The organism is Pseudomonas vranovensis, from assembly GCF_040438935.1.
GTDB classification, from domain to species: domain Bacteria; phylum Pseudomonadota; class Gammaproteobacteria; order Pseudomonadales; family Pseudomonadaceae; genus Aquipseudomonas; species Aquipseudomonas vranovensis.
Genome location: NZ_CP159259.1, coordinates 579,289 through 601,358, shown reverse-complemented (window position 1 = coordinate 601,358; position 22,070 = coordinate 579,289). Strand labels below are relative to the sequence as shown.

General features: G+C 63.5%; 23 protein-coding genes and 1 riboswitch. Of the genes, 6 read left to right on the top strand and 17 right to left on the bottom strand.

Going from position 1 to position 22,070, the window contains the following annotated elements:
• Position 1: 1 nt before the first annotated feature.
• Genes cobC through cobO form a run of 9 tightly spaced genes read right to left on the bottom strand, consistent with a single transcriptional unit; the run spans position 2 to position 8,034 of the window.
• The gene (cobC, locus tag ABVN19_RS02795; RefSeq protein WP_028943597.1) at positions 2 to 571 is read right to left on the bottom strand and encodes an alpha-ribazole phosphatase family protein; all 570 of its coding nucleotides are present in this window, start codon (positions 569 to 571) and stop codon (positions 2 to 4) included.
• Positions 568 to 1,623: a nicotinate-nucleotide--dimethylbenzimidazole phosphoribosyltransferase gene (cobT, locus tag ABVN19_RS02790; RefSeq protein WP_105641699.1), complete on the bottom strand. Its 1,056-nt coding sequence runs from the start codon at positions 1,621 to 1,623 to the stop codon at positions 568 to 570. Before cobT ends, cobC begins: the two co-directional genes overlap by 4 nt.
• Positions 1,620 to 2,141, bottom strand: a complete 522-nt coding sequence (cobU, locus tag ABVN19_RS02785) for a bifunctional adenosylcobinamide kinase/adenosylcobinamide-phosphate guanylyltransferase (protein WP_028943595.1) — start codon at positions 2,139 to 2,141, stop codon at positions 1,620 to 1,622. Before cobU ends, cobT begins: the two co-directional genes overlap by 4 nt.
• Before the next feature lies 1 nt (position 2,142).
• Entirely contained in the window at positions 2,143 to 3,597 is a 1,455-nt protein-coding gene (locus ABVN19_RS02780; RefSeq protein WP_028943594.1) for a cobyric acid synthase, read from the bottom strand.
• Positions 3,594 to 4,586, bottom strand: a complete 993-nt coding sequence (gene cobD, locus ABVN19_RS02775) for a threonine-phosphate decarboxylase CobD (RefSeq protein WP_105641698.1) — start codon at positions 4,584 to 4,586, stop codon at positions 3,594 to 3,596. The genes ABVN19_RS02780 and cobD overlap by 4 nt, the downstream gene beginning before the upstream one ends.
• On the bottom strand, positions 4,579 to 5,487 hold the full coding sequence (gene cbiB, locus ABVN19_RS02770) for an adenosylcobinamide-phosphate synthase CbiB (protein ID WP_105641697.1): 909 nt from the start codon (positions 5,485 to 5,487) through the stop codon (positions 4,579 to 4,581). The genes cobD and cbiB overlap by 8 nt, the downstream gene beginning before the upstream one ends.
• Complete coding sequence (gene bluB / locus ABVN19_RS02765) at positions 5,487 to 6,134, bottom strand: 5,6-dimethylbenzimidazole synthase (protein WP_028943591.1); 648 nt, start codon at positions 6,132 to 6,134, stop codon at positions 5,487 to 5,489. The genes cbiB and bluB overlap by 1 nt, the downstream gene beginning before the upstream one ends.
• The gene (locus tag ABVN19_RS02760) at positions 6,131 to 7,426 is read right to left on the bottom strand and encodes a cobyrinate a,c-diamide synthase (protein ID WP_028943590.1); all 1,296 of its coding nucleotides are present in this window, start codon (positions 7,424 to 7,426) and stop codon (positions 6,131 to 6,133) included. The genes bluB and ABVN19_RS02760 overlap by 4 nt, the downstream gene beginning before the upstream one ends.
• The gene (gene cobO / locus ABVN19_RS02755) at positions 7,423 to 8,034 is read right to left on the bottom strand and encodes a cob(I)yrinic acid a,c-diamide adenosyltransferase (RefSeq protein WP_028943589.1); all 612 of its coding nucleotides are present in this window, start codon (positions 8,032 to 8,034) and stop codon (positions 7,423 to 7,425) included. Before cobO ends, ABVN19_RS02760 begins: the two co-directional genes overlap by 4 nt.
• Before the next feature lie 162 nt (positions 8,035 to 8,196).
• A riboswitch (cobalamin riboswitch) is annotated at positions 8,197 to 8,422 on the bottom strand.
• Positions 8,423 to 8,570: 148 nt separating this feature from the next.
• On the opposite strand from cobO, the gene ABVN19_RS02750 reads away from it, so the two are divergent.
• Positions 8,571 to 9,149 (top strand): hypothetical protein, encoded by a 579-nt coding sequence (locus ABVN19_RS02750; RefSeq protein WP_028943588.1) that lies wholly within the window; start codon positions 8,571 to 8,573, stop codon positions 9,147 to 9,149.
• Positions 9,150 to 9,217: 68 nt separating this feature from the next.
• A complete protein-coding gene (locus ABVN19_RS02745; RefSeq protein WP_028943587.1) occupies positions 9,218 to 10,534 on the top strand; it encodes a sorbosone dehydrogenase family protein in 1,317 nt (438 codons plus the stop codon).
• Between the two features lie 88 nt (positions 10,535 to 10,622).
• On the opposite strand, the gene ABVN19_RS02740 is transcribed toward ABVN19_RS02745, so the two are convergent.
• From ABVN19_RS02740 to ABVN19_RS02720, 5 genes are all read right to left on the bottom strand, one after another.
• Entirely contained in the window at positions 10,623 to 11,153 is a 531-nt protein-coding gene (locus ABVN19_RS02740) for a C40 family peptidase (protein WP_028943586.1), read from the bottom strand.
• A 134-nt stretch (positions 11,154 to 11,287) separates the two neighbouring features.
• Positions 11,288 to 11,920 carry a C40 family peptidase gene (locus ABVN19_RS02735; RefSeq protein ID WP_028943585.1) on the bottom strand — a complete coding sequence of 211 codons (633 nt, stop codon included), beginning with the start codon at positions 11,918 to 11,920 and terminating at the stop codon, positions 11,288 to 11,290.
• A 127-nt stretch (positions 11,921 to 12,047) separates the two neighbouring features.
• Complete coding sequence (gene hda, locus ABVN19_RS02730; RefSeq protein WP_028943584.1) at positions 12,048 to 12,752, bottom strand: DnaA regulatory inactivator Hda; 705 nt, start codon at positions 12,750 to 12,752, stop codon at positions 12,048 to 12,050.
• A gap of 157 nt (positions 12,753 to 12,909) precedes the next feature.
• Complete coding sequence (locus ABVN19_RS02725; RefSeq protein ID WP_105641696.1) at positions 12,910 to 13,983, bottom strand: AI-2E family transporter; 1,074 nt, start codon at positions 13,981 to 13,983, stop codon at positions 12,910 to 12,912.
• A gap of 25 nt (positions 13,984 to 14,008) precedes the next feature.
• Positions 14,009 to 15,064 carry a DUF2066 domain-containing protein gene (locus ABVN19_RS02720; RefSeq protein ID WP_105641695.1) on the bottom strand — a complete coding sequence of 352 codons (1,056 nt, stop codon included), beginning with the start codon at positions 15,062 to 15,064 and terminating at the stop codon, positions 14,009 to 14,011.
• Positions 15,065 to 15,407: 343 nt separating this feature from the next.
• Here ABVN19_RS02720 and purM point away from each other — a divergent pair, with 343 nt between their 5' ends.
• From purM to ABVN19_RS02700, 4 genes are all read left to right on the top strand, one after another.
• Entirely contained in the window at positions 15,408 to 16,466 is a 1,059-nt protein-coding gene (purM, locus tag ABVN19_RS02715; protein WP_028943581.1) for a phosphoribosylformylglycinamidine cyclo-ligase, read from the top strand.
• Complete coding sequence (gene purN, locus ABVN19_RS02710; RefSeq protein ID WP_028943580.1) at positions 16,466 to 17,119, top strand: phosphoribosylglycinamide formyltransferase; 654 nt, start codon at positions 16,466 to 16,468, stop codon at positions 17,117 to 17,119. The genes purM and purN overlap by 1 nt, the downstream gene beginning before the upstream one ends.
• Positions 17,120 to 17,127: 8 nt before the next feature.
• Positions 17,128 to 17,838, top strand: coding sequence for a DUF3108 domain-containing protein (locus ABVN19_RS02705; RefSeq protein ID WP_028943579.1), 711 nt, complete (start codon positions 17,128 to 17,130; stop codon positions 17,836 to 17,838).
• 232 nt (positions 17,839 to 18,070) lie between these two features.
• Complete coding sequence (locus ABVN19_RS02700; protein ID WP_028943578.1) at positions 18,071 to 18,253, top strand: hypothetical protein; 183 nt, start codon at positions 18,071 to 18,073, stop codon at positions 18,251 to 18,253.
• 46 nt (positions 18,254 to 18,299) lie between these two features.
• Here ABVN19_RS02700 and ABVN19_RS02695 read toward each other — a convergent pair whose 3' ends face one another.
• From ABVN19_RS02695 to relA, 3 genes are all read right to left on the bottom strand, one after another.
• Positions 18,300 to 18,839 carry a DUF2058 domain-containing protein gene (locus tag ABVN19_RS02695; protein ID WP_028943577.1) on the bottom strand — a complete coding sequence of 180 codons (540 nt, stop codon included), beginning with the start codon at positions 18,837 to 18,839 and terminating at the stop codon, positions 18,300 to 18,302.
• 25 nt (positions 18,840 to 18,864) lie between these two features.
• Entirely contained in the window at positions 18,865 to 19,695 is an 831-nt protein-coding gene (gene mazG / locus ABVN19_RS02690) for a nucleoside triphosphate pyrophosphohydrolase (RefSeq protein WP_028943576.1), read from the bottom strand.
• 78 nt (positions 19,696 to 19,773) lie between these two features.
• Entirely contained in the window at positions 19,774 to 22,014 is a 2,241-nt protein-coding gene (gene relA, locus ABVN19_RS02685; RefSeq protein ID WP_028943575.1) for a GTP diphosphokinase, read from the bottom strand.
• Between the last annotated feature and the right edge of the window lie 56 nt (positions 22,015 to 22,070).

Genomic DNA, 22,070 nt, shown 5'->3' with positions numbered 1-22,070 from the left:
GTCAGTGCGCCTCGCGCAGGGTGCCGTCGGCATGCACTTGCAACCGGCACAAGGCGCCATGGCCGACTTCGACCTGCAACAGCTGCTCCCGCGGCAGGCCCCGGGCTTGGGCCAGCAACAGCCGCATCACGCCGCCATGGGTGACCAGCAATACATGCTGACCCGCATAGGCACGCTGCAGTTGGGCGACGGCTGCCTGTACACGCAGGGCAAACGCGCTGACCGGCTCGCCCCCAGGGGGCGTGTAGCTGTACGGATCAGCCCAGAACTGACCCAGTTGTTGCTCATGGGTAAGCATCAGGTCAGCAGCACTGCGCCCCTCCCACTCGCCGAAATGCAACTCCTGCAGCCCCGGCGCCCACTGCACAGGGAGTTGCCATTGCCCACCCAGGGTCACGGCAAACCGCGCACAGCGCTGCAACGGCGAGCTGACCAGCGCATCCCAGGGCCCTTTGCCGGCAATGGCCGCATGCATCTGCTCCCAACCCTTGGCGGTCAGGGCGTCGTCCAGGCTGCCGCGCAGTCCGCCAGCCAACTCGGTTTCGCCATGACGCAACAGGTCGATGATCATGTCGGACGGTCCGCCACGGCAGCTTCGGCGAAGGTCGCCATCTGCCCGTGCAGGTCGCAGGCCAGGCGCAACACCGGCACGGCCAGCGCTGCGCCGCTGCCTTCACCCAGGCGCAAGCCCAGCTCCAGCACGGGCTCTGCACCCAGTTCGGCGAGCACTCGCCGATGGCCAGGCTCAGCGCCCCGATGACCAAACAACAGCCAGTCGCGGCAAGCAGGATTCAGCCTCACCGCCACCAATGCCGCAACGGTACAGATAAAACCATCGACCAGTACCACGACCCCCTCCTGGGCACAGCCCAGGTAGGCCCCGACCAAGGCTGCGATTTCAAAACCGCCCACGCACAGCAATGCCTTGAACGGATCATCCACCAGCGTGCCGTGCAGCAACAGGGCCTGCTCGATGACCTGAGCCTTGTGCCGCACACCTGCGGCATCCAGGCCGGTGCCCGGCCCGCTCAGCTCGATGGCCGGGCAGCCGAGCAAGGCGCAGGCCAGGGCGCTGGCTGCGGTGGTGTTGCCGATGCCCATCTCGCCACCAATGAATAATTGCGAACCCGCGGCCGCTGCACGCAAGGCACTCTCGCGCCCGCCCTGCAACGCTTGAAGCGCTTGCTCGGGGGTCATCGCCGCGGTCCTGGCGAAGTTCGCCGTACCCGCGCCGACCCGCAAGTGCAGCACGCCCGGCAGCGACAACGCCGGGTCGATAGTGCCCAGGTCCACAACCTCCAGCCGAGCATCGAGCTGGCGCGCCAGCACACTGATGGCTGCCCCTCCGCCGACGAAGTTCTGCAGCATCTGCCCGGTCACGGTCTGGGGATAGGCCGAGATGCCTTCGGCGACCACGCCATGGTCTCCAGCGAAGATTGCGATGTGTACCTTCGCAAGACTCGGCTTGAGCTGCCCCTGAAGGCCTGCCAGTTGTACCGCGATCTGCTCCAGCCGTCCCAACGAGCCTGCAGGCTTGGTCAGTTGCTGCTGGCGTTCCAGCGCCTGCTCCCGGAGGGTGTGATCGACAGGACGGCAGGCTTCAAGCCACCAGGTCTGACTCATGGTGCATTTCCTTTGAGGGTAAGGGGCAAGCCGGCAACCGTGAGCACCACGCGCTGACAGCGCTCGGCAATGGCCTGGTGCAACCAGCCGGCCTCATCGACGTAGCGACGGGTCAGTTCGCCCAGCGGCACGACGCCCAGGCCGCTCTCGTTACTGACCAGAATGATCTCCCCTGGCAGTTCAGCCACACAATCGAGCAGCGCAGCACGTTCACGGGCCAGGCGCTCGGGGTTATCCAGCATCAATAGATTGGTCAGCCACAGGGTCAGGCAGTCCACCAGCAGGCAGCGGTCGTCGTGGGCGTTGGTTCGCAGCACGTCAGCCAGGGCCAGGGGTTCCTCAATCAGGCCCCACGTGGCTGGCCGGCGTTCCCGGTGCAGTTGCACCCGGGCATTCATTTCGCCATCCAGCGGCTCGCTGGTGGCGATGTAGGTCACCGGCAAACCACTACGCTCGGCCAGTTGTTCGGCCAGGCGGCTCTTGCCCGAGCGAGCGCCACCGAGGATCAGGTTGAGCATGTCAGTTCAGTCCGCAGAGTTGACGTAGGTGCGTGGTATCCAGGTGCTGCTCCACCAGGTCGGCCAGGCGCTCGATATCGCGTTCGCGCAGGGCCTGGTAGTCAACGTGCTCGACCTCATGCAGCCCGGCCCAGCGCAGCAGCGACGCACACGACTGCGGGTGTTCAAACAGACCGTGCAGGTACGTCGCCAGAACCTGCCCGTCGGCACTGATGGCGCCATCGCTGCGCCCATCGGCCAACTGCACGGCAGGACGCGCCAGGGCCGGCCCCTGGGTGACGCCAGCATGAATTTCATAGCCGCCAATGGGCACCTGCTCCAGCTGCAGGGTGCCGGAAACATTGCGCAGTTGCTTTTCGGCTTCCAGTACCGTGACGAAGTCGAGCAGGCCCAGGCCCTCGCTGCTGCCTGCCGGCCCTTCGAGGCCCAGCGGATCCTCCACGCGCCGCCCCAGCATCTGCAGCCCTCCACAAATGCCCAGGACCTTGCCGCCGTAGCGCAGGTGACGGTTGATCGCCTGGTCCCACCCACGGGCACGCAACTGCGCCAGGTCACCACGCACGCTCTTGGAACCGGGGAGGATGATCAGGTCGGCTGGCGGGACCGAGTCGCCCGGGCCGATGAACTGGAGGTCAACCTGCGGGTGCAGGCGCAGAGGGTCGAAATCGGTGTGGTTACTGATGCGCGGCAGCACCGGCACGATCACCTTGAGCGCACGAGCGGCCTTGTCACCCTGGCGCTGGTCGATACCGTCCTCGGCCTCCAAGTGCAGGTCCATCACATACGGCAGCACGCCCAGCACCGGTTTGCCAGTGCGCGCCTCAAGCCAGTCCAGCCCAGGTTGCAGCAAGGCGATATCACCGCGAAAGCGATTGATGACAAAACCCTTGACCCGCGCCTGCTCGCTGGGCGACAGCAGTTCCAGGGTGCCGACCAGATGCGCGAACACACCGCCACGATTGATGTCGGCAATCAGGATCACCGGGCAGTCCACAGCCTCGGCAAAGCCCATGTTGGCGATGTCGCCGGCGCGCAGGTTGATCTCTGCCGGCGAGCCAGCCCCTTCGACCATCACCACCGGGTACTGGGCGCTCAAGCGTTGATGGGAGTCGAGTACCGCCTGCATGGCGATGACCTTGTAGTCGTGGTAGGCCACCGCATTCATGCTGGTGACCGCGCGACCGTGGACAATCACCTGGGCGCCGGTGTCGCTGTTGGGCTTGAGCAACACCGGGTTCATGTCGGTGTGTGGCGCCAGTCTGGCTGCCTGCGCCTGCACGGCCTGGGCCCGACCGATCTCGCCGCCATCGGCAGTCACTGCACTGTTGAGCGCCATGTTCTGCGGTTTGAACGGCACTACCGCCACGCCCTGGCGCAACAGCCAGCGGCACAGCGCGGTCACCAGTGTGCTTTTTCCGGCATCGGAGGTGGTGCCCTGCACCATCAGGGTACTCATGGGTGTTCCTTGCGATAGTCGTTGAAGGCCCGGGTCAGGCGCTGGAAGTCCTCGTCCGTGGCCGGCAGGCCAAAGCGCAGGCTGGCCGGGGTGGCGAACAGACGCAGCAGAATGCCGCGCCGGGCCATGAAGTCATGCAATTGGGCGGCATGTTCGGTGACCCGGTACTGAAACAGGTCACATCCGCCCGTGGGAGCAAAGCCTGCGGCGCTCATCACACTGGCCAGGCGCTGGCTGGCGTCGGCACAGCGCGCGATCTGCCTGCGGTGCGCGGCACTGTCGAGCAGGCAGGCCTGGCCAAGAATGCGGGTCGGCCCGCTGACAGTCCAAGGCCCGAGCAGTTCGGCAAGCCGCTGCAACATCCACTGCTCGGCCAGCACGAAGCCCAGGCGCACACCGGCCAGCCCAAAAAACTTGCCGAACGAACGCAGCACGATCAGCCCGGGGCGCCCGGAGTGGGCGGCGATGCTGTGCTGCGGGGTGTTGTCCATGAAGGCTTCGTCCACCAGCAACCAGCCGCCGCGTTGCGCCAGGCGCGCATGCCAGGCCAGCAACTGCTCGCCGGGTACCTGCCGGCCGGTGGGGTTGTTCGGGTTGACCACTACCAGCACATCGAGGCTGTCGAGTACCTGCTCGACCTGCTCTTCCTGCAGTTCCATCAGGCGATGTCCGGCACGCCGCCAGGCTTCGGCGTGCTCGGCATAACAAGGCGACAACACCCCGACCGTGCCCAGCGTACGTAACTGCGGCAATGCCTGGATCGCGGCCTGGGAGCCGGCGACCGGCAACACCGGCGCCGCACCGTAGTAGGTCGCTGCAGCCTGTTCCAGGCCATCGTCGGTTTCAGGCAGGCGCGCCCAGGCGCGCAGAGGAATTTCGGGGATGGCGAACGCCCAGGGCGCGATACCGCTGGAGAGGTCCAGCCAATCTTCCCGGGCGATGCCGTACTGCTGGATGGCGCGCTGCAGGCGCCCGCCGTGTTCAAGCATAGAATGCTGCCCCCAGACACAACAGCAGCAACCAGAGCCACACACCCTGGCACACCAGGCGCCAGCCGCGCTCGATGGCATCGGCATCGGCCATCGGGCCTTCACCCAGTTGCGGGCGCTCGTGCAACTCACCGTGATACACCGCCGGGCCACCCAGTTCAACACCCAATGCCCCTGCCCCGGCCGCCATCACCGGGCCGGCATTGGGGCTGTCCCACAAGGGCGCCTGGCACCGCCAGCATTTGAAGGCCAGGCGGGTCTTGCCCAACAGCGCATAGGTCAACGCCACCAGCCGGGCCGGCACAAAGTTCAACACATCATCGATACGCGCCGCGGCCCAGCCAAAACGCTCGAACCGTTCGTTGCGATAACCCCACATGGCATCCAGAGTATTGCTCAGGCGATAGAGCACCACACCCGGCGCACCGGCCACCACAAACCAGAACAAGGCGGCGAACACTGCATCGCTGCCGTTCTCCAGTACCGATTCGGTGGCCGCGCGGGCCACGGCAGGCTCGTCCAGCTCGCGGGTTTCGCGACTGACCAGAAAGCCCACGCGCCGCCGGGCCTCATCCAGGTCGCCACGGCGCAGGACATCGGCCACTGGGGTCACATGCTCACCCAGGCTGCGCAGGCCCAAGGCGCAATACAGCGCCAGTACCTCGACCAGCCAGCCAATGTAGGGCAGCCAGGACAACAAGGTGGCCAGCAGCGTCAACGGAATCACCGCCAGGAACCAGGCCGTTACACCATGGCTGCGCCAGCCACGACCGCCAGCATTGAAGCGCTGCTCCAGGCGCCCGGCAAAGCGGCCGAAGGCCACCAGCGGATGTCGACGCCGGGGCTCTCCCCACAGCGCATCCAGCGCCACGCCGGCAACGGTCAGCAACGCCACACTCATCAAGACTCTCCCCACTGGTTTTCAAACAACAGGTCGCTCAACGGACGCACCGTGGTCCAGCCCTCGAGCACCAGCATCGGCGCCGGATAGAACACTTCGACCGGCCCCAAACACAGAATCGCCAGCGGCTTGGCGCCGCTCGGCATGCCCAGCAGGTCGGCCAGTGCCTGCGGCTCGAACAGCGACACCCAGCCCATGCCCAGGCCTTCGGCGCGGGCGGCCAGCCAGAGGTTCTGGATCGCGCACGACAGCGAAGCCAGGTCCATTTCCGGCAAAGTCCGACGACCGAAGATGTGTTTCTCGCGGTCATCCATCAACGCCGCCACCAGCACTTCGGCGCAGTCGTTGATGCCTTCGACCTTGAGCTTCATGAAATCGTCGGAGCGCTCACCGAGTGCCTCGGCGGTAAGCACCCGCTCCGCTTCCACTTGTGCCTGGATACGCTGGCGCAGGCTGCGGTCGGTGATTCGAATGAAGCGCCACGGCTGCATCAGGCCAACACTGGGGGCCTGATGAGCGGCTTCAAGCAAGCGCGCCAGCAACTCGGGCGCGACCTCGCCCTTGGTGAAATGGCGCATGTCGCGACGCTCGCCAATGGCGCGGTACACCGCGGCACGTTCAGCGTCGGTAAAGGCATGCTCGTTCATGGTGCCAACAGCGCCGCCGACGCCCGGGGATTGGAGGCAAAGTAGAAATGCACGTAAGAGGCTGTCAGCCGCCCGCAGCGGTAGACCGCCTCGGCACCGCGGCCGCCATTGGGGCTCTGGCCACGGGCAATGGGTTCAAGCTCGGTGCTGGTCAGGGAGTGGTGATAGGTGTGCCCCCGCAGAGCACCTTCCGGTAGCTCGACCGCTTGCAGGGCCAGCGCCGCCAGGCGTTTTTGCATCACCGCTTCGCCCGCCAGCAAGCCCAGCAATTCGGCACGTTCGCCCGCGACGTCGGTCAGGGCATCGAGCAGGTAAAGCATGCCGCCGCACTCGGCGAGCAAGGGCTTTCCGGCTTGATGATGGGCGCGAAGGGTTGCCAGCATCGAGGTGTTGGCGGCCAGGGCCTGGTGGTGCAGCTCCGGATAACCGCCCGGCAGGTACAGGCTGTCGGCAGGCGGAAGCTCGCGGTCATGCAGCGGCGAAAAGAACACCAGCTCCGCGCCCATGGCCCGCAGCAGGTCGAGGTTGGCACCATAGGTGAAGGCAAATGCCTCGTCGCGGGCTACCGCAATCGTCACACCGTCGAGCAAGGGCTCGATCACCTGCTCAGTGGGCCCGGCAAATGCCACGGCTGGCGGCAGCGCCGACTCGCAACTGGCGGCCAAGGCAGCCGCCGCGGCGTCGAGGCGAACATCCAGGTCATTGAGCTCGCTGGCCTGGACCAGGCCAAGGTGACGGCTTGGCAATTCGATGCCGGTCTCCCGCGACAGGCCGCCGTACCAGCGCAGCCCCTCGGTCAGGCTGCCTTCAAGCAACTGGGCGTGACGCAGGGTGCCAACCCGGTTGGCCAGCACGCCGGCAAAGGGCAGATCCGGTTGATAACGCGCCAACCCCAGGGCCAGGGCACCGAAGGTCTGGGCCATGGCCGTGCCATCGATTACCGCCAGCACCGGCACGCCGAAATGGCGGGCCAGGTCGGCGCTGGACGGCGTACCGTCGAACAGGCCCATGACCCCTTCAATCAGGATCAGGTCGGCCTCGCCCGCAGCTTCCCACAACAGGCGCCGGCTTTCCTGTTCGCCGACCATCCACAGGTCGAGCTGGTACACCGGGGCGCCGCTGGCCCGCTCCAGAATCATCGGATCGAGAAAATCCGGACCGCACTTGAACACCCGGACCTTGCGCCCCTGGTTGCGATGCAGACGCGCCAGGGCGGCGGTCACGGTGGTCTTGCCCTGCCCCGAGGCAGGCGCTGCGATCAGGACCGCCGGGCAGTGCCGGGTGTCGGTCATAGTTCGACGCCCTTCTGGGCACGGATGCCGGACTGGAACGCGTGCTTGATCATGCCCATCTCAGTCACGGTGTCGGCCAGTTCGATCATTTCATCCTTGGCACCACGCCCCGTGACGATCACGTGCTGCATGGGCGGGCGAGCCTGCAGGTCGCTGAGCACCTGGTCCAGATCCAGGTAGCCATGCTTGAGGGCGATGTTCAGTTCATCGAGCACCACGAAGGCAATGCCCGGGTCCTGCAGCAACTGTCGGGACACCGCCCAGGCCGCTTCGGCGGCGGCGATATCACGCTGGCGGTCCTGGGTCTCCCAGGTAAATCCCTCGCCCATGACGTGGTAGCGCACCTGCTCGGGAAAGCGCCGGAAGAACAGCTCCTCGCCGGTACTGTTGCGGCCCTTGATGAATTGCACCACGCCACACTGCATGCCGTGGCCCATGGCCCGGGCGAGCATGCCGAAAGCCGAACTGCTCTTGCCCTTGCCGTTACCGGTGAGCACCAGCAGCAACCCGCATTCGTTGGGGGCGTTGGCGATACGCTCGTCGATTACCGCCTTCTTGCGCAGCATGCGCGCCAAGTGGCGTTCGTCACGCTCGGTGGATTCAGTCATCGAAGTCTCCGCAAACCACTGTCGGCCAGCTCGCAACGAGCGTAGCAGCACGTGGCTGCAGGGTTCGCGGCAAACAGAGGACGACAGATGTATGGAAATGGCAGACGAAGAAAGGCGCAGGGCTGCGGCGCAAGCCGAAGAAACCGCGCATCACCCTCCGTGATGCCGTTGACTGTTTCAGGCCGGTCTCCGGGCTTGTGAGCGGGGTCATGAACACCCGGGACCGCGCGCCTTCCCGGGTGTTTTCACCCAGTGGCCATGCGCGGCCTTGACTCACTTACCGTTGCGGGGGCAGCGCCGGATTCGCACGCCTTTGCGTGCCCACCGGCTTCCCAGTTTCACCCTGCCAGGCCACGGCCTGCAGAGCACCTGAAACAAGTCGCGAAGGTTAGAGGGTTGCACTCGGAGCGTCAATCAACGGCGCGCCACTGGCCTGGATCAATGCCGTCTTTGTCATCTTGTGTCACGTTGCGTTAGGTGATATCAAATAGCCACAAATGGCTGTACTCGATCACAACGACAAAGGAGAGCGCAGCATGAAAGGCCTGATTATCAACAACCCGCGCCTGGAATTTTTGCGTCCGACTCTGGAGAGGTGGATCGATTGCATCGATCGCTTCAACCAGACCCTGGGCGATGGCGAAGCCCATTACTGGCATGGCGCCCAGGCCAACCTGGGGCTGCTGTCGGCTGCGGCCTGGCAAGCAGAGATGGTGACCCTGCAGCATCACCAGAGCAAAAAACAGCGCGACGAAGGCGAGCGCGAAGGCCACTGCGACCTGTATATCGCCAGCCGCGAAGAGGCGGCTTACCTGCAAGCCAGCCAGCGCTGGCCGCGCATTGCCAGGCTGGACCTGTCCGGCGCCCTGCAGGAAACCGCCAACGCTGCACGCCAAGTGGCGGCACCCAGCCAACTCAAGGTTGCCGCCCTGTTCGCCAGCCCCTGGAAAGCGGGCCAGCACGCCAGCCCCGAAGAGCTGCAGGACCTGGTCGACGACCTGCAAAAGCACACCGCCTGCGCCATTGCCTGGTACTTCCCCTACGCCTATCGCAAGCTGCACAACGAAGCAGGCCAGTATCACCCGGGCGTGGCACTGCTGCTCAAGCAGGCCTGAACAAGGGAACCTCCCCAGCCCTGCGTGCCTCTACCCTCAACGAAGGCCATCTTTGCGAGGGACACGACATGGGCACAACCCGGATTGTATTGCTGCTGGCGGTGGGTGCCGCTTTGGGCGGCTGCGGTGAGACAGCGCGGCTGGATGTCGGCGAAGGGTTCGGCCCCTCGCCGCAACTGCCCGAACCGAACAAGACCTTGATCCCCACCGTCAACGTCGCACCTGCCATCGGCTGGCCCGAGGGTGCGACGCCTGTCAGTGCCCCAGGCACACAAGTGGCGGCCTTTGCCGAAGGCCTGGACCATCCGCGCTGGCTCTATGTGTTACCCAATGGCGACGTACTGGTGGCAGAGACCAACGCTCCGCCCAAGCCAGATGACGGCAAGGGTATCCGTGGCTGGGTGATGAAGAAGGCAATGAGCCGCGCCGGTGCCGGCGTGCCCAGCGCCAACCGCATCAGCCTGTTGCGCGACAGCGACCATGACGGGATCGCCGAGACCCGCACTACATTCATCGAGAATCTCAACTCACCGTTTGGCATGACCCTGGTCGGCAACCACTTGTATGTGGCAGCCACTGACCGCTTGCTGCGCTTCGACTACCAACCCGGCGCCACCTCGATCAACGGCCCCGGAACGCCGGTGACCGACTTGCCTGGCGGCCCGCTGAACCATCACTGGACCAAGAACGTGATTGCCAGCCGCGACGGCAAAAAGCTGTACGTGACGGTGGGCTCCAATAGCAACGTCGGCGAGAACGGCATGGACCAGGAAGAAGGCCGCGCCGCTATCTGGGAAGTCGACCCGGCCAGCGGCAACAAACGCATCTTCGCCTCCGGCCTGCGCAACCCCAACGGCATGGCCTGGGAGCCACACAGCGGGCAATTGTGGACTGCAGTCAACGAGCGCGATGAGATCGGCAGCGACCTGGTGCCCGACTACATCACCTCGGTCAAGGATGGCGGCTTTTATGGCTGGCCCTACAGCTACTTCGGCCAGCATGTCGATCAACGGGTCAGCCCGCAGGATCCGCAGCAGGTTGCCAAGGCCCTTGTCCCCGACTACGCCGTGGGGCCGCACACCGCGTCACTGGGCCTGACCTTCGCCGAACCCGGCGTGCTGCCACCTCCGTTCGACCAGGGTGCATTCATTGGCCAGCACGGCTCCTGGAACCGCAAACCGCACAGTGGCTACAAGGTAGTCTTTGTGCCCTTCAGCACAGCGGGCAAACCGGCGGGCAAGCCGATTGATCTGCTGACCGGGTTCCTGAACGACGAAGGCAAGGCCATGGGACGGCCGGTGGGAGTGATCAATGATCAGCGTGGCGCATTGTTGGTGGCCGATGATGTGGGGAACAAGATCTGGCGGGTGAGCAAGGCCAGGTAGAACATCGCGGGGGCAAGTCGAGCCGCTCCCGCCGCCACCCCCACGAAGCTTGTGCAAGACAGTGGCTCACACCTGCCCTGCGATGGCTTCAGGGATTACGCGCCAATGCCTGCGGCAACACCCGCTTGGCATTGAGGTAGGCCTTCTGCCAATAACTGTTGGACAGGTAGTCCAGCCGCACCGTGCCCCCTGCAGACGGGGCATGAACGAAACGTCCCTCGCCCACATAGATGCCAGCATGGCTCACCTGCGAACCACCGCTGGTGGCAAAGAACACCAGGTCCCCCGACTGCAGAGCGTTGCGCTCGACCGTGGGCGCACGGATGCCGATCATTTCGCGGGTGGAGCGAGGCAACGAAATGCCGGCAGCATCGCGATAGACGTAGCCGATCAGGCCACTGCAATCGAACCCCGAATCCGGTGTATTGCCACCCCAGCGATAGGGCGTCCCCACCAGGCCCAGCGCGCGAAACAGCACATCTTCAGCGACCGGGGAGAAATAGACCTGAGGCGCCATGACCACGGGCTCGACCACCTTGGGCGGAGACGGGGCATGGCTCGAGCAGGCACCGAGCAGTGCCAGCAGGGAAATTAAAGCGAAGCGCGCCTTCATCGCCATGGTCAGAACATCCTGTCGGAAGCCGTCCGGCGGGAAGGCCGGAAATAGTTGAGAATTTAGATTAGACGACTTCTGTAAACACGCACGGCGACGCGCTTTTCAGCTACGTCGCCGTGAGTACTACACACGCTTGATCAGTTGCGCGAAATGGTGGTGGCGGTCGGTGCCATCGCCAGTGCGCGCTTTGCTTCGATAAAGGTCTTGCTCCAGTAGCGATCACCGAGCTTGTCGATGCGCACGCCACCGCTGCGGCGGCTGCTGGAGTGGATGAACTGGTCATCGCCCAGGTAGATACCGGCGTGGCTGACACGGCCACGGCCGTTGGTGCTGAAGAACAGCAGATCACCAGGCTTGAGATTGTTGCGCGAAACCAGCGGCGCTTTCACGTTGATCATTTCGCGGGTGGAGCGCGGCAGGTTCAGGCCGGCCTCTTCGCGAAACAGATAACCGATGAAACCGCTGCAATCAAAACCGGTGTTCTCGGAGGTGCCGCCGAAACGGTAGCGGGTACCGATCAGAGACATGCCACGTTCGAGAATGTTGTCAGCCAGGGCTGGCAGTTGGTAGGGCTTGCTGCTGGCGAAATCCTGGAGTTCTTCTTCAGTAGCCAGCTCTTCCTCGAACACCGATGCGGTGGAGGACTTGGACAGAACCTGAGCGGTTACCGGCTGGTGGACCTGCTGCTGCGATACTGGACCTTGGGTCGCGCAGCCAAAGAGCAGGGTCACGAGTGCGAGGGGCACGAGGGGTGCGAAGCGATTCAGCATGGGCACGACCGTGTCTTGGATTTGATAGAGGGGGAAACTATGCCTTCTATCGGGTCGATTTGCAAATTCAATCGAAAAAAATGTGACTTTTATGTGCCGAGGCTCTGGAGTGCCCTTCCCGTGCCTTTTACCAGCCCAAAGTTTCCTTCAAAAACGGGATAGTCAGCTTGCGTTGCGCCTGCAAGGACGCTTGGTCGAGGCGCTCGAGCAGATCGAACAACGCGCTCATGCTGCGGGTACCGCGGGTGAGAATGAAATGCCCGACTTCGTCGGTGAGGTGCAGGCCGCGTCGTGAGGCACGCAGCTGCAAGGCACGCAGCTTGTCTTCGTCCGACAAGGCACGCATCTGGAAAATCAGCGCCATGGTCAGGCGCGACTTGAGGTCAGCCAGCTTGATCGGCAGTTCACGGGGGGAGCTGGAGGCCGCCAGCAGCAGGCGGCGACCGCTGTCACGCAGGCGATTGAACAGGTGGAACATGGCTTCTTCCCACTCCGGCTTGCCGGCGATCACATGCAGGTCATCCAGGCAGACCAGTTCGTACTGTTCCAGGTTATCCAGGAGTTCGACACCACGGTCGAGCAGTTGCGCCAGCGGCAGGTACACGGCAGGTTCGCCCAACTGCTCGAAGCGCAGGCAAGCTGCCTGCAGCAAGTGCGTACGCCCGACACCTTGCTTGCCCCAGAGGTAGATCAGGCTTTCGGTCCAGCCGGCGTCGGCTTCGCAGAGTCGCTCGACGTAGCCCAATGCGGCGGCGTTGGCACCCGGGTAGTAGTTGATGAAGGTGGCGTCATCTCGCAGGCGCACACCTAGGGGCAACTGGATCGGTTTCATGCTGGCTGGGCAGTTCCGAAGAACCACAAGGGGCCTTTTGTGAAAAGTCTGCAAAGTTTATACCCGTGGCGCCAGTCGCACAATCGGCGTGGACCACATGTAAAATCAAAGGCTTGCATCGACGACAGACATCCGATGCTAGCCCTTGGCTATCAACCTAGAGATCCGGGTCGATTTCACCGCCGTAAATATCCGACTCTTTATAGAGGTCGTGCATGTGCCGCAACAGCACCATGATCACGGCGGCCACCGGCAACGCCAGCAGCACCCCGGTGAAACCGAACAACTCGCCGCCGGCAAGAATGGCGAAAATCACTGCCACCGGGTGCAGGCCGATTCGATCCCCTACCAGCAGCGGGGTCAGGACCATGCCCTCCAGGGCCTGGCCGACCATGAACACCGCCGCGATACCGAGCAATGGATACGGGTCGCCACCGAACTGGAACAACCCGGCGATCATCGCCGCGCCAATTCCGACGATGAAGCCCATGTACGGCACGATGGCCGCGAGCCCCGCCAGCACCCCGATCAACAGGCCAAGCTCCAGCCCCACCAGCATCAGGCCGGAGGCATAGATAACACCCAGCGCCACCATCACCAGTAACTGGCCGCGGACAAACGCGCCCAGCACTTCATGGCATTCACCCGCCAGCGCCACCGCCTGCGCCTCGCGCTGGCGCGGCAACAGGCCTCGGATCTTGGCCATCATCAGGTCCCAGTCGCGCAACAGATAGAAGCTCACCACCGGAATCAGCACCAGGTTGGCCAGCCAGGCCAGCAGGGCCAACCCCGAGGCCGTGGCATGGGAGAGAATCATGCCGACAATGTCGGAGGTCTGCCCCATATGCCCGCTGATGGCGGCCTTGATCTTGTCGAACTTCCAGAAGCCATCGGCCAGCCCCAGGCGGGCCTGCACGAAGGGCAAGGCCTCGTGCTGCAACCAGTCGAGCATCTGCGGCGCCAGCTCATAGAGGCGTACCAACTGTTTGGCCAGCATCGGCACCAGCACCAGCAGCAAGAGCGTGAGCAACAGGGTAAACAGTGCAAACACCACTACCACGCCCCACGTACGAGACAGCCCTGCCCGCTCCAGGCGATCGACCAGCGGGTCAGCCAGGTAGGCCAGCAGAATGCCGACCAGGAACGGCGAAAGGATCGGGTGCAGCCAGTACAACAGCGCAGCACACAGCAACGCTACGCCGAGCCACACCCAGCGACGCATATCAGTCATTAAAGGCTCCAGGCCAGATCAGCAATTACCAACGAAAACGCAACCCGTTGAACGGTTTTGGCGCAACAGCCTGGGTCGCCCCGGGATTAGCCGGGTCGGTGCCAGGTGCAGGTGCAGGCGACTCGGCGGGCAGTTCCTGGAGCTTGGCCAGGCCCAACTGGGCGCGCAACTGATCGCTGTTGCCCGTGACCTTGTAGGTCATGGTGTCGCCCTCGACCAACTTGATCCGCGCACCATAGGGTTCCAGTACCCGCCCCAGCTCGGCGTAGCGCGCAAGGTTCATGCCCTGGACCTGGACCTGGACCTGCATATCGCTGCTGGCACCCGGGCGGGTGACAAAGCGTGGCGCCAGGCGGCTGCTCACCGCCAGCATCACCGCATCCGCCAGAGCGGCCTGATCGGCGGCTTCAACCTTGCCCTGCTCCAGTTGCTCGCCCAGCCACAGGCGCCAAGTACCCTGCCACTTGCCGTCGGCTTCGGTGGCATGCACCGCCAGTAGCGCATCGGCGCCATAGCGCTCGGAAGCACCGCGCAGCGGCGCAGGGTCCGCGCCCTCGAGGTTCTTGGCGGTCCCGACCAATTGTTCATTCAGATCAGCCAGCGGCAGGCGCAGCGGCAGGCCCCGGTGCTGCGCGGCGCGGCGCAGGGGTGCTGCGCTGCTCTGGCCATCGCCCACCAGGCTCGAGCCTTCGATGCTGTCGTTCAACCACCACGTCAGGATCGACGGCCGGTTGTTGCCCCACAGCGCCAGCCCGGCCTGGCGCAAGGTGCGCTCGGTACTGCCGGGGTCGAAGTCCACCAGCACGGTTTCAGGTGGGCCGGCCTCGAAGCCGAACTGGCTGATGATCTGTTGCGGGTCCTTGCGCAACCCCGCCAGGGCTGGGCTCTGCGCGGCCTTGGGGTCGCCGGTCAGGCGCAACACGAGGGTTTCAAGGGCTTTTCCGGTGGCCTCGGTGCGGGCTTCGGCACCTTGGCCATTGACCGGTTCACGGACCTGATACAGGCTGGAGACAGTCTCGGCCTGGGCGCACAATCCAAACAAGGCAAGACAGCCAACGGCCAGGTATTTACGCAAATGCATGGAGGATTCCTGTCCTGGTAATAAAGAAGCGGTGCTCATGGGCCTGTGCGGGTATGACAGCAGCACCCTGAAAAACATTCGGCCCGGGCCATAATTTCGCCTCATCGCCTTTGCTATACCTTATACAGCCTATGCCCCGGCAACCAGTCGCGGGCCGCCAAAGCGTCTTTTTTAGCTGATCTGGGCCCCTGCCGTCGGCCTGAGGATGGCCGCTACCGGGCAACCCTGATAAAATCGCGCGCCTTCGCAGACCGGCGACGGTCAGGCAGCCGGATTACCCTCCGCCTTGCCTGGCAGGTCACGGTCGATTCCCCCGAATCCCTCCCCCCTAAAGGCCTGGATCATGAGCAAGCAACCCTCCCTGAGCTACAAGGACGCCGGTGTAGACATCGACGCCGGTGAAGCATTGGTCGAACGCATCAAAGGCGTTGCCAAGCGCACGGCGCGCCCGGAAGTCATGGGCGGCCTGGGCGGTTTTGGCGCCCTCTGCGAAATCCCGGCCGGCTACAAACAGCCGGTTCTGGTCTCCGGTACCGACGGCGTCGGCACCAAGCTGCGCCTGGCGCTGAACCTGAACAAGCACGACAGCATCGGCCAGGACCTGGTCGCCATGTGCGTCAACGACCTGGTGGTCTGCGGCGCCGAGCCACTGTTCTTCCTCGACTACTACGCCACCGGCAAGCTGAACGTTGACGTCGCGGCCACCGTGGTCACCGGCATCGGCGCTGGCTGCGAACTGGCAGGCTGCTCGCTGGTAGGCGGTGAGACCGCTGAAATGCCTGGCATGTACGAAGGCGAAGACTACGACCTGGCCGGCTTCTGCGTCGGCGTCGTGGAAAAGGCCGAAATCATCGACGGCTCCAAGGTTGCCACCGGTGACGCCCTGATCGCCCTGCCGTCGTCCGGCCCGCACTCCAACGGCTACTCGCTGATCCGCAAGATCATCGAAGTTTCCGGCGCCGACATCGAGAGCATCCAGCTCGACGGCACGCCACTGACCGAACTGTTGATGGCCCCTACCCGCATCTACGTCAAGCCGCTGCTGCAGCTGATCAAGGAAACCGGCGCGGTCAAGGCCATGGCCCACATCACCGGTGGCGGCCTGCTCGACAACATTCCGCGCGTTCTGCCAAAAGGCTCCCAGGCTGTTGTTGACGTTGCCAGCTGGGTACGTCCGGCGGTATTCGACTGGCTGCAACAACAAGGCAACGTCGACGAGCACGAAATGCACCGCGTACTGAACTGCGGCGTCGGCATGGTCATCTGCGTGGCCCAGGACCAGGTCGAAAATGCCCTGAACGTTCTGCGCACCGCTGGCGAGCAGCCATGGGTCATCGGCCAGATCGGCGTTGCCGCCGAAGGCGCAGCCCAGGTCGAACTGAAGAACGTCAAGGCGCACTGATGCCGAGCAAGCCTTGTGATGTCGTGGTGCTGCTGTCTGGCACCGGCAGTAACCTGCAAGCCTTGATCGACAGCATCCGCACCGGCGACAGCCCGGTGCGGATCCGCGCGGTCATCTCCAACCGTGCCGACGCCTACGGCCTGCAGCGTGCGCAGCAGGCCGGCATCGACACCGCCGTACTCGACCACAAGGCCTTCGAGGGCCGCGAGGCCTTCGACGCGGCACTGGTAGAACTGATCGACGGCTACCAGCCACAGCTGGTGGTGCTGGCCGGTTTCATGCGTATTCTCAGTGCCGGCTTTGTCCGTCACTACCAGGGTCGCCTGCTGAACATCCACCCGTCCCTGCTGCCCAAGTACAAGGGCCTGCATACCCATCAACGCGCCCTCGAGGCAGGTGACAAGGAGCACGGCTGCAGCGTGCACTTCGTGACCGAGGAACTCGACGGCGGGCCGCTGGTCGTACAGGCAGTAATACCGGTAGAGTTGGATGACACGCCAGAAACCCTGGCGCAAAGGGTTCACAGCCAGGAACATCAGATTTACCCGCTGGCCGTGCACTGGTTCGCCGAAGGCCGTTTGCGCCTGGGTGAACACGGTGCTCTACTGGATGACCAGCCCTTGGCGGCCAGCGGCCACTTGATTCGACCCTAGGAGATAATATGCGTCGTGCCCTGCTCTTAGCTCTAGCCGTGCTCGCACTGCCGCTGCAGGCAGCTGATCTGAAGCCCTTCTCGGCCAGCTACACCGCCGACTGGAAACAGCTGCCCATGAGCGGCACCGCCGAGCGCAGCCTGGAAAAGAACGCCAACGGTACCTGGAGCCTCAACTTCAAGGCATCGATGATGATCGCCAGCCTGACCGAGCAAAGTACCCTGCGCCTGGACAAGGACACCTTGCTGCCACAGTCCTACCACTTCGAGCGTGGCGGCCTGGGCAAGGCCAAGAAAGTCGACCTGGACTTTGACTGGACCAGCAAGAAGATCACCGGCTCCGACCGTGGTGACGCGATCAACCTGCCACTCAACCGTGGCGTGCTGGACAAGTCAACCTATCAGCTGGCCCTGCAGCATGACATCGCAGCCGGCAAGAAAAGCGTGAGCTACCAGGTGGTCGACGGCGACGAAATCGACACCTATGACTTCCGCGTCCTGGGCACCGAAAAAGTCACCACCAAGACCGGCCAGGTCGATGCCATCAAGGTCGAGCGCGTACGCGATCCGAGCCAGAGCAAGCGCATCACCGAGCTGTGGTTCGCCAAGGACTGGGACTACCTGCTGGTGCAACTGCGCCAGGTCGAAACCGACGGCAAGGAGTACGTGATCGTGCTGCAGGACGGCACGGTGGACGGCAGGTCGGTCAAAGGCAACTGAGTGACCCGTTGTATCCCGAACCCCGCCCCGTGCGGGGTTTTTTGTGCCTGTGTGGGCGCGGGCTTGTCCCGCGACAGCATGCCCTCAGGCCCATCGCATTACGGCCCAAGCCCGCCCCACACAAGTACATGAAAGATGTTTCATGGGCCAAGCATTTACTTAGCCAGCTATCAAACTCTATAAAAGAGACCTGCGACACGGTGCCGCAGTTAACTGAAAGTGGAGTTTGCAGATGACTGTCAAAGTAACTGAGCGCGATGAAACCAAAATGACCTACGAAAGCCTTGCAGCAGGCCTGCGCATCTGGGATGTGCACCAGCAGAACGAATGGGTCGGCATGTTCCACGATGAACATGAAGCCCACAACTACCGTATCGAACTGGAATTCCTCGAAGCCCGCCAGCAACAGGAATAACCCCCTCCAGAAAACACAAACCCCGCCGAAGCGGGGTTTGTCGTTGTTACCACATCAGATCGTCAGGGATCACGTAGGCGGCGTAGGGATCATCGGCGTCCGGCGCTTCCACCTGGGTGTTGAGCAGGACAATGCGCTTGGGGTCGCGCTCCTGGATCTTCAGTGCCGCTTCGCGCGGAATCACTTCATAGCCACCGCCGTGGGCAACGATGGCCAGCGAACCGCTGCTCAGCTTGCTGCGCATCAGGGCGTTGACCGACAGACGCTTGACCTTCTTGTCGTCGACGAAGTTGTAGTAGTCCTCGGTGGTCAGCTTGGGCAGGCGCGACACCTCGATCAACTGCTTGACCTGGGCGGCACGGGCCTTCTGCTCGGCCTTCTCCTGCTGCTGGCGGTTGAGCTCCTGGTCGCGCTTGGCTTTTTCGGCCATGGCATCGCGGGCCAGACGCTGCTGGGTGTCGTCGACTTCGACCTGGCCTTTGTGCTCCAGGCGTTTTTGCTTCTTCTGCTCTTTACTGACCTGCTTGACCTGCTTCTGGTTGACCAGACCGGCTTTGAGCAATTGGTCGCGAAGGGAAAGGCTCATCGTTCACTCACTTATGTGCTTCAGCTCAGCCGCAGCTGGGCAGGTTCTTTTCTTGACGTTTGGCTTCGCCCCAGAGCGCGTCCATGTCTTCGAGGGTGCAATCTTCAATCGGACGGCCCATGTCGCGCAATGCCTGTTCGATGAAACGAAAGCGTCGTTCAAATTTCTGGTTGGCCCCGCGCAGGGCGTTTTCCGGATCGACCTTCAGGTGCCGGGCCAGGTTGACCGTGGCGAACAACAGGTCGCCCAGTTCGTCGGCCAGCGCCACGCTGTCGTCTTCGGCCATGGCCTGGAGCACTTCATCGAGCTCCTCACGCACCTTGTCGAGCACCGGCAATGCATCGGGCCAGTCAAAGCCGACCTGAGCCGCGCGCTTTTGCAACTTGGCCGACCGGGACAGCGCGGGCAAGGCAGCCGGCACATCATCGAGCAGCGAAAGCTGTTCGGGAATGCCCTTCTCCGCCCGCTCCTGGGCCTTGATCTGTTCCCAGCGCTGCTTGACCTGGGCTTCGTCGAGCTTCGGTGTATCCAGCGGCGCATACAGCTCGCCGGTGGGGAACACATGCGGATGACGGCGGATCAGCTTGCGGGTGATGCTGTCGATCACGCCGGCGAACTCGAAGCGGCCTTCTTCCCGAGCCAGTTGGCTGTAGTAGACCACCTGGAACAACAGGTCGCCCAACTCGCCCTGCAGGTGCTCGAAATCGCTGCGCTCGATGGCATCGGCCACCTCGTAGGCTTCTTCGAGGGTGTAGGGGATGATGGTCGCGTAGGTCTGCTTGAGGTCCCACGGACAACCATACTGCGGGTCACGCAGCCTGGCCATGAGGTGGAGCAGGTCGTCTAGGGTGTACATCGTTGTTCTCTGCTGTGGTCGCATCGCGGGGCAAGCCCGCTCCTACCTTAGGAGCGGGCTTGCCCCGCGATAACGACTTTAGGGCGTACGGTTACGCCGCGTCTCGATGATGTTCGGCAACTGCGAGATCCGCCCCAGCAAGCGCCCAAGCGCATCAAGGCCCGGAATCTCGATGGTCAGCGACATCAGCGCGGTGTTGTCTTCCTTGTTCGAGCGGGTGTTGACCGCCAGTACGTTGATCCGCTCGTTGAGCAGAACCTGGGAGACATCACGCAGCAAGCCCGGACGGTCGTAGGCACGGATGATGATATCCACCGGATAAGTTTGCACCGGCACCGGGCCCCAGCTGACCTGAATGATCCGTTCCGGTTCGCGCCCTGCCAACTGCAGCACCGAGGCGCAGTCCTGTCGGTGGATGGTCACGCCACGGCCGACGGTGATGTAGCCGACAATTGCGTCGCCCGGCAACGGCTGGCAGCAACCGGCCATTTGCGTCAGCAGGTTGCCGACACCCTGGATCTGGATATCGCCGCGCTTGCCCGGCTTGTAGCCGGTGGCCTTGCGTGGCACCAACTCGACGTGGTCGCTGCGCTCAGGCTCGACCAGTTGCTGGGCCGCATTGACCAGGTGCGCCAGGCGCAGGTCGCCAGCCCCGAGGGAGGCGAACATGTCTTCGGCAGTGCGCAGGTTGGCCTTGTCGGCAAGCCGGTCGAAATCAACCTGCGGCAGGCCCAGGCGATTGAGTTCACGTTCGAGCAGGGTCTTGCCGGCGGCGACGTTCTGGTCGCGCGCTTGCAACTTGAACCAGTGGACGATCTTGGCCCGCGCACGCGACGTGGTGACATAGCCCAGGTTCGAGTTCAACCAGTCTCGGCTGGGGTTGCCGTGCTTGCTGGTGATGATCTCGACCTGCTCACCGGTCTGCAGGCTGTAGTTGAGCGGCACGATGCGCCCGTTGATCTTCGCGCCCCGGCAGTTGTGACCGATTTCGGTGTGTACCCGGTAGGCGAAGTCCAGCGGCGTGGCGCCCTTGGGCAGGTCGATGGCATGGCCATCCGGGGTGAAGACGTACACCCGGTCCGGCTCGATATCGACTCGCAGCTGTTCGGCCAGCCCCCCGATGTCGCCCAACTCCTCGTGCCACTCCAGCACCTGGCGCAGCCAGGAGATCTTCTCTTCGTAGTGGTTGGAGCTTGGCTTGACGTCGGTGCCTTTGTAGCGCCAGTGCGCACATACACCCAGTTCGGCTTCTTCGTGCATGGCATGGGTGCGGATCTGCACCTCGAGCACCTTGCCCTCAGGGCCGATCACCGCAGTGTGCAAGGAGCGGTAGCCGTTCTCCTTGGGGTTGGCAATGTAGTCGTCGAATTCCTTGGGGATATGCCGCCACAGGGTATGCACGATTCCGAGCGCGGTATAGCAATCGCGCATCTCCGGAACCAGCACGCGCACCGCGCGCACGTCGTAGATCTGGCTGAACTCCAGGCCCTTGCGCTGCATTTTGCGCCAGATCGAATAGATGTGCTTGGCCCGGCCGCTGATGTCGGCCTTGACCCCGGTGGCCAGCAGCTCGTTCTGCAACTGGTTCATCACGTCGCTGATAAAGCGCTCGCGGTCCAGCCGGCGCTCGTGCAACAGCTTGGCGATCTGTTTGTACTGATCGGGTTCCAGGTAGCGGAAGGACAGGTCTTCCAGCTCCCACTTGATATGACCGATGCCCAGGCGGTGCGCCAGCGGGGCGTAGATGTCGAATACTTCGCGGGCGACGCGATGACGCTTCTCATCGTCAGCCCCCTTGACCGCGCGAATGGCGCAGGTCCGCTCGGCCAGCTTGATCAGTGCCACTCGGACATCGTCGACCATCGCCACGAGCATCTTGCGCAGGTTCTCGACCTGCGCCTGGGAACCAAGCACCAACGACTGGCGCGGGCTGAGACTGGCGCTGATCGCGGCCATGCGCAGCACACCGTCGATCAACTTGGACACTACCGGGCCAAAGCGCTGACCGACTTCGGCCAAGGTCACCTTGCCTTCACGTACTGCGCGGTAGATCACTGCCGCGACCAACGAATCCTGGTCGAGCTTGAGGTCGGCAAGAATTTCGGCAATTTCCAGGCCGGCCTGGAAGCTTGAGGTACCGTCGGCCCAGGAATGCTTGGCCGGGTTGCCCTTTTTCTCGACTTCCTGGGCGAACTCGCAAGCCCCCTTTAGGGCCTCACGGTCCAGCGCCAGGTCGACGCTCACCACATGATCCAGCCATGCTTCGAGATTGATACTGCCGTCGGTGTTGACCGGCTGGTGCACTCTCACCTGTACCATCTTTGTTTACCTTTCCCTACAGCGCATACGTGATGCGCTTGATCTCACTGGTGCTG

Bases quoted from the DNA above. Each gene is read 5' to 3' on its own strand.
- ABVN19_RS02760 (WP_028943590.1), bottom strand. From the start codon at position 7,426: ATGACCGACACCCGGCACTGCCCGGCGGTCCTGATCGCAGCGCCTGCC.
- hda (WP_028943584.1), bottom strand. From the start codon at position 12,752: ATGAAACCGATCCAGTTGCCCCTAGGTGTGCGCCTGCGAGATGACGCC.
- bluB (WP_028943591.1), bottom strand. From the start codon at position 6,134: ATGAACGAGCATGCCTTTACCGACGCTGAACGTGCCGCGGTGTACCGC.
- ABVN19_RS02725 (WP_105641696.1), bottom strand. From the start codon at position 13,983: ATGACTGATATGCGTCGCTGGGTGTGGCTCGGCGTAGCGTTGCTGTGT.
- ABVN19_RS02745 (WP_028943587.1), top strand. From the start codon at position 9,218: ATGGGCACAACCCGGATTGTATTGCTGCTGGCGGTGGGTGCCGCTTTG.
- ABVN19_RS02700 (WP_028943578.1), top strand. From the start codon at position 18,071: ATGACTGTCAAAGTAACTGAGCGCGATGAAACCAAAATGACCTACGAA.
- cobT (WP_105641699.1), bottom strand. From the start codon at position 1,623: ATGAGTCAGACCTGGTGGCTTGAAGCCTGCCGTCCTGTCGATCACACC.
- purM (WP_028943581.1), top strand. From the start codon at position 15,408: ATGAGCAAGCAACCCTCCCTGAGCTACAAGGACGCCGGTGTAGACATC.
- cbiB (WP_105641697.1), bottom strand. From the start codon at position 5,487: ATGAGTGTGGCGTTGCTGACCGTTGCCGGCGTGGCGCTGGATGCGCTG.
- cobO (WP_028943589.1), bottom strand. From the start codon at position 8,034: ATGACTGAATCCACCGAGCGTGACGAACGCCACTTGGCGCGCATGCTG.
- cobC (WP_028943597.1), bottom strand. From the start codon at position 571: ATGATCATCGACCTGTTGCGTCATGGCGAAACCGAGTTGGCTGGCGGA.
- ABVN19_RS02720 (WP_105641695.1), bottom strand. From the start codon at position 15,064: ATGCATTTGCGTAAATACCTGGCCGTTGGCTGTCTTGCCTTGTTTGGA.
- purN (WP_028943580.1), top strand. From the start codon at position 16,466: ATGCCGAGCAAGCCTTGTGATGTCGTGGTGCTGCTGTCTGGCACCGGC.
- ABVN19_RS02705 (WP_028943579.1), top strand. From the start codon at position 17,128: ATGCGTCGTGCCCTGCTCTTAGCTCTAGCCGTGCTCGCACTGCCGCTG.
- relA (WP_028943575.1), bottom strand. From the start codon at position 22,014: ATGGTACAGGTGAGAGTGCACCAGCCGGTCAACACCGACGGCAGTATC.
- cobU (WP_028943595.1), bottom strand. From the start codon at position 2,141: ATGCTCAACCTGATCCTCGGTGGCGCTCGCTCGGGCAAGAGCCGCCTG.
- ABVN19_RS02735 (WP_028943585.1), bottom strand. From the start codon at position 11,920: ATGCTGAATCGCTTCGCACCCCTCGTGCCCCTCGCACTCGTGACCCTG.
- cobD (WP_105641698.1), bottom strand. From the start codon at position 4,586: ATGCTTGAACACGGCGGGCGCCTGCAGCGCGCCATCCAGCAGTACGGC.
- ABVN19_RS02780 (WP_028943594.1), bottom strand. From the start codon at position 3,597: ATGAGTACCCTGATGGTGCAGGGCACCACCTCCGATGCCGGAAAAAGC.
- ABVN19_RS02750 (WP_028943588.1), top strand. From the start codon at position 8,571: ATGAAAGGCCTGATTATCAACAACCCGCGCCTGGAATTTTTGCGTCCG.
- ABVN19_RS02740 (WP_028943586.1), bottom strand. From the start codon at position 11,153: ATGGCGATGAAGGCGCGCTTCGCTTTAATTTCCCTGCTGGCACTGCTC.
- mazG (WP_028943576.1), bottom strand. From the start codon at position 19,695: ATGTACACCCTAGACGACCTGCTCCACCTCATGGCCAGGCTGCGTGAC.
- ABVN19_RS02695 (WP_028943577.1), bottom strand. From the start codon at position 18,839: ATGAGCCTTTCCCTTCGCGACCAATTGCTCAAAGCCGGTCTGGTCAAC.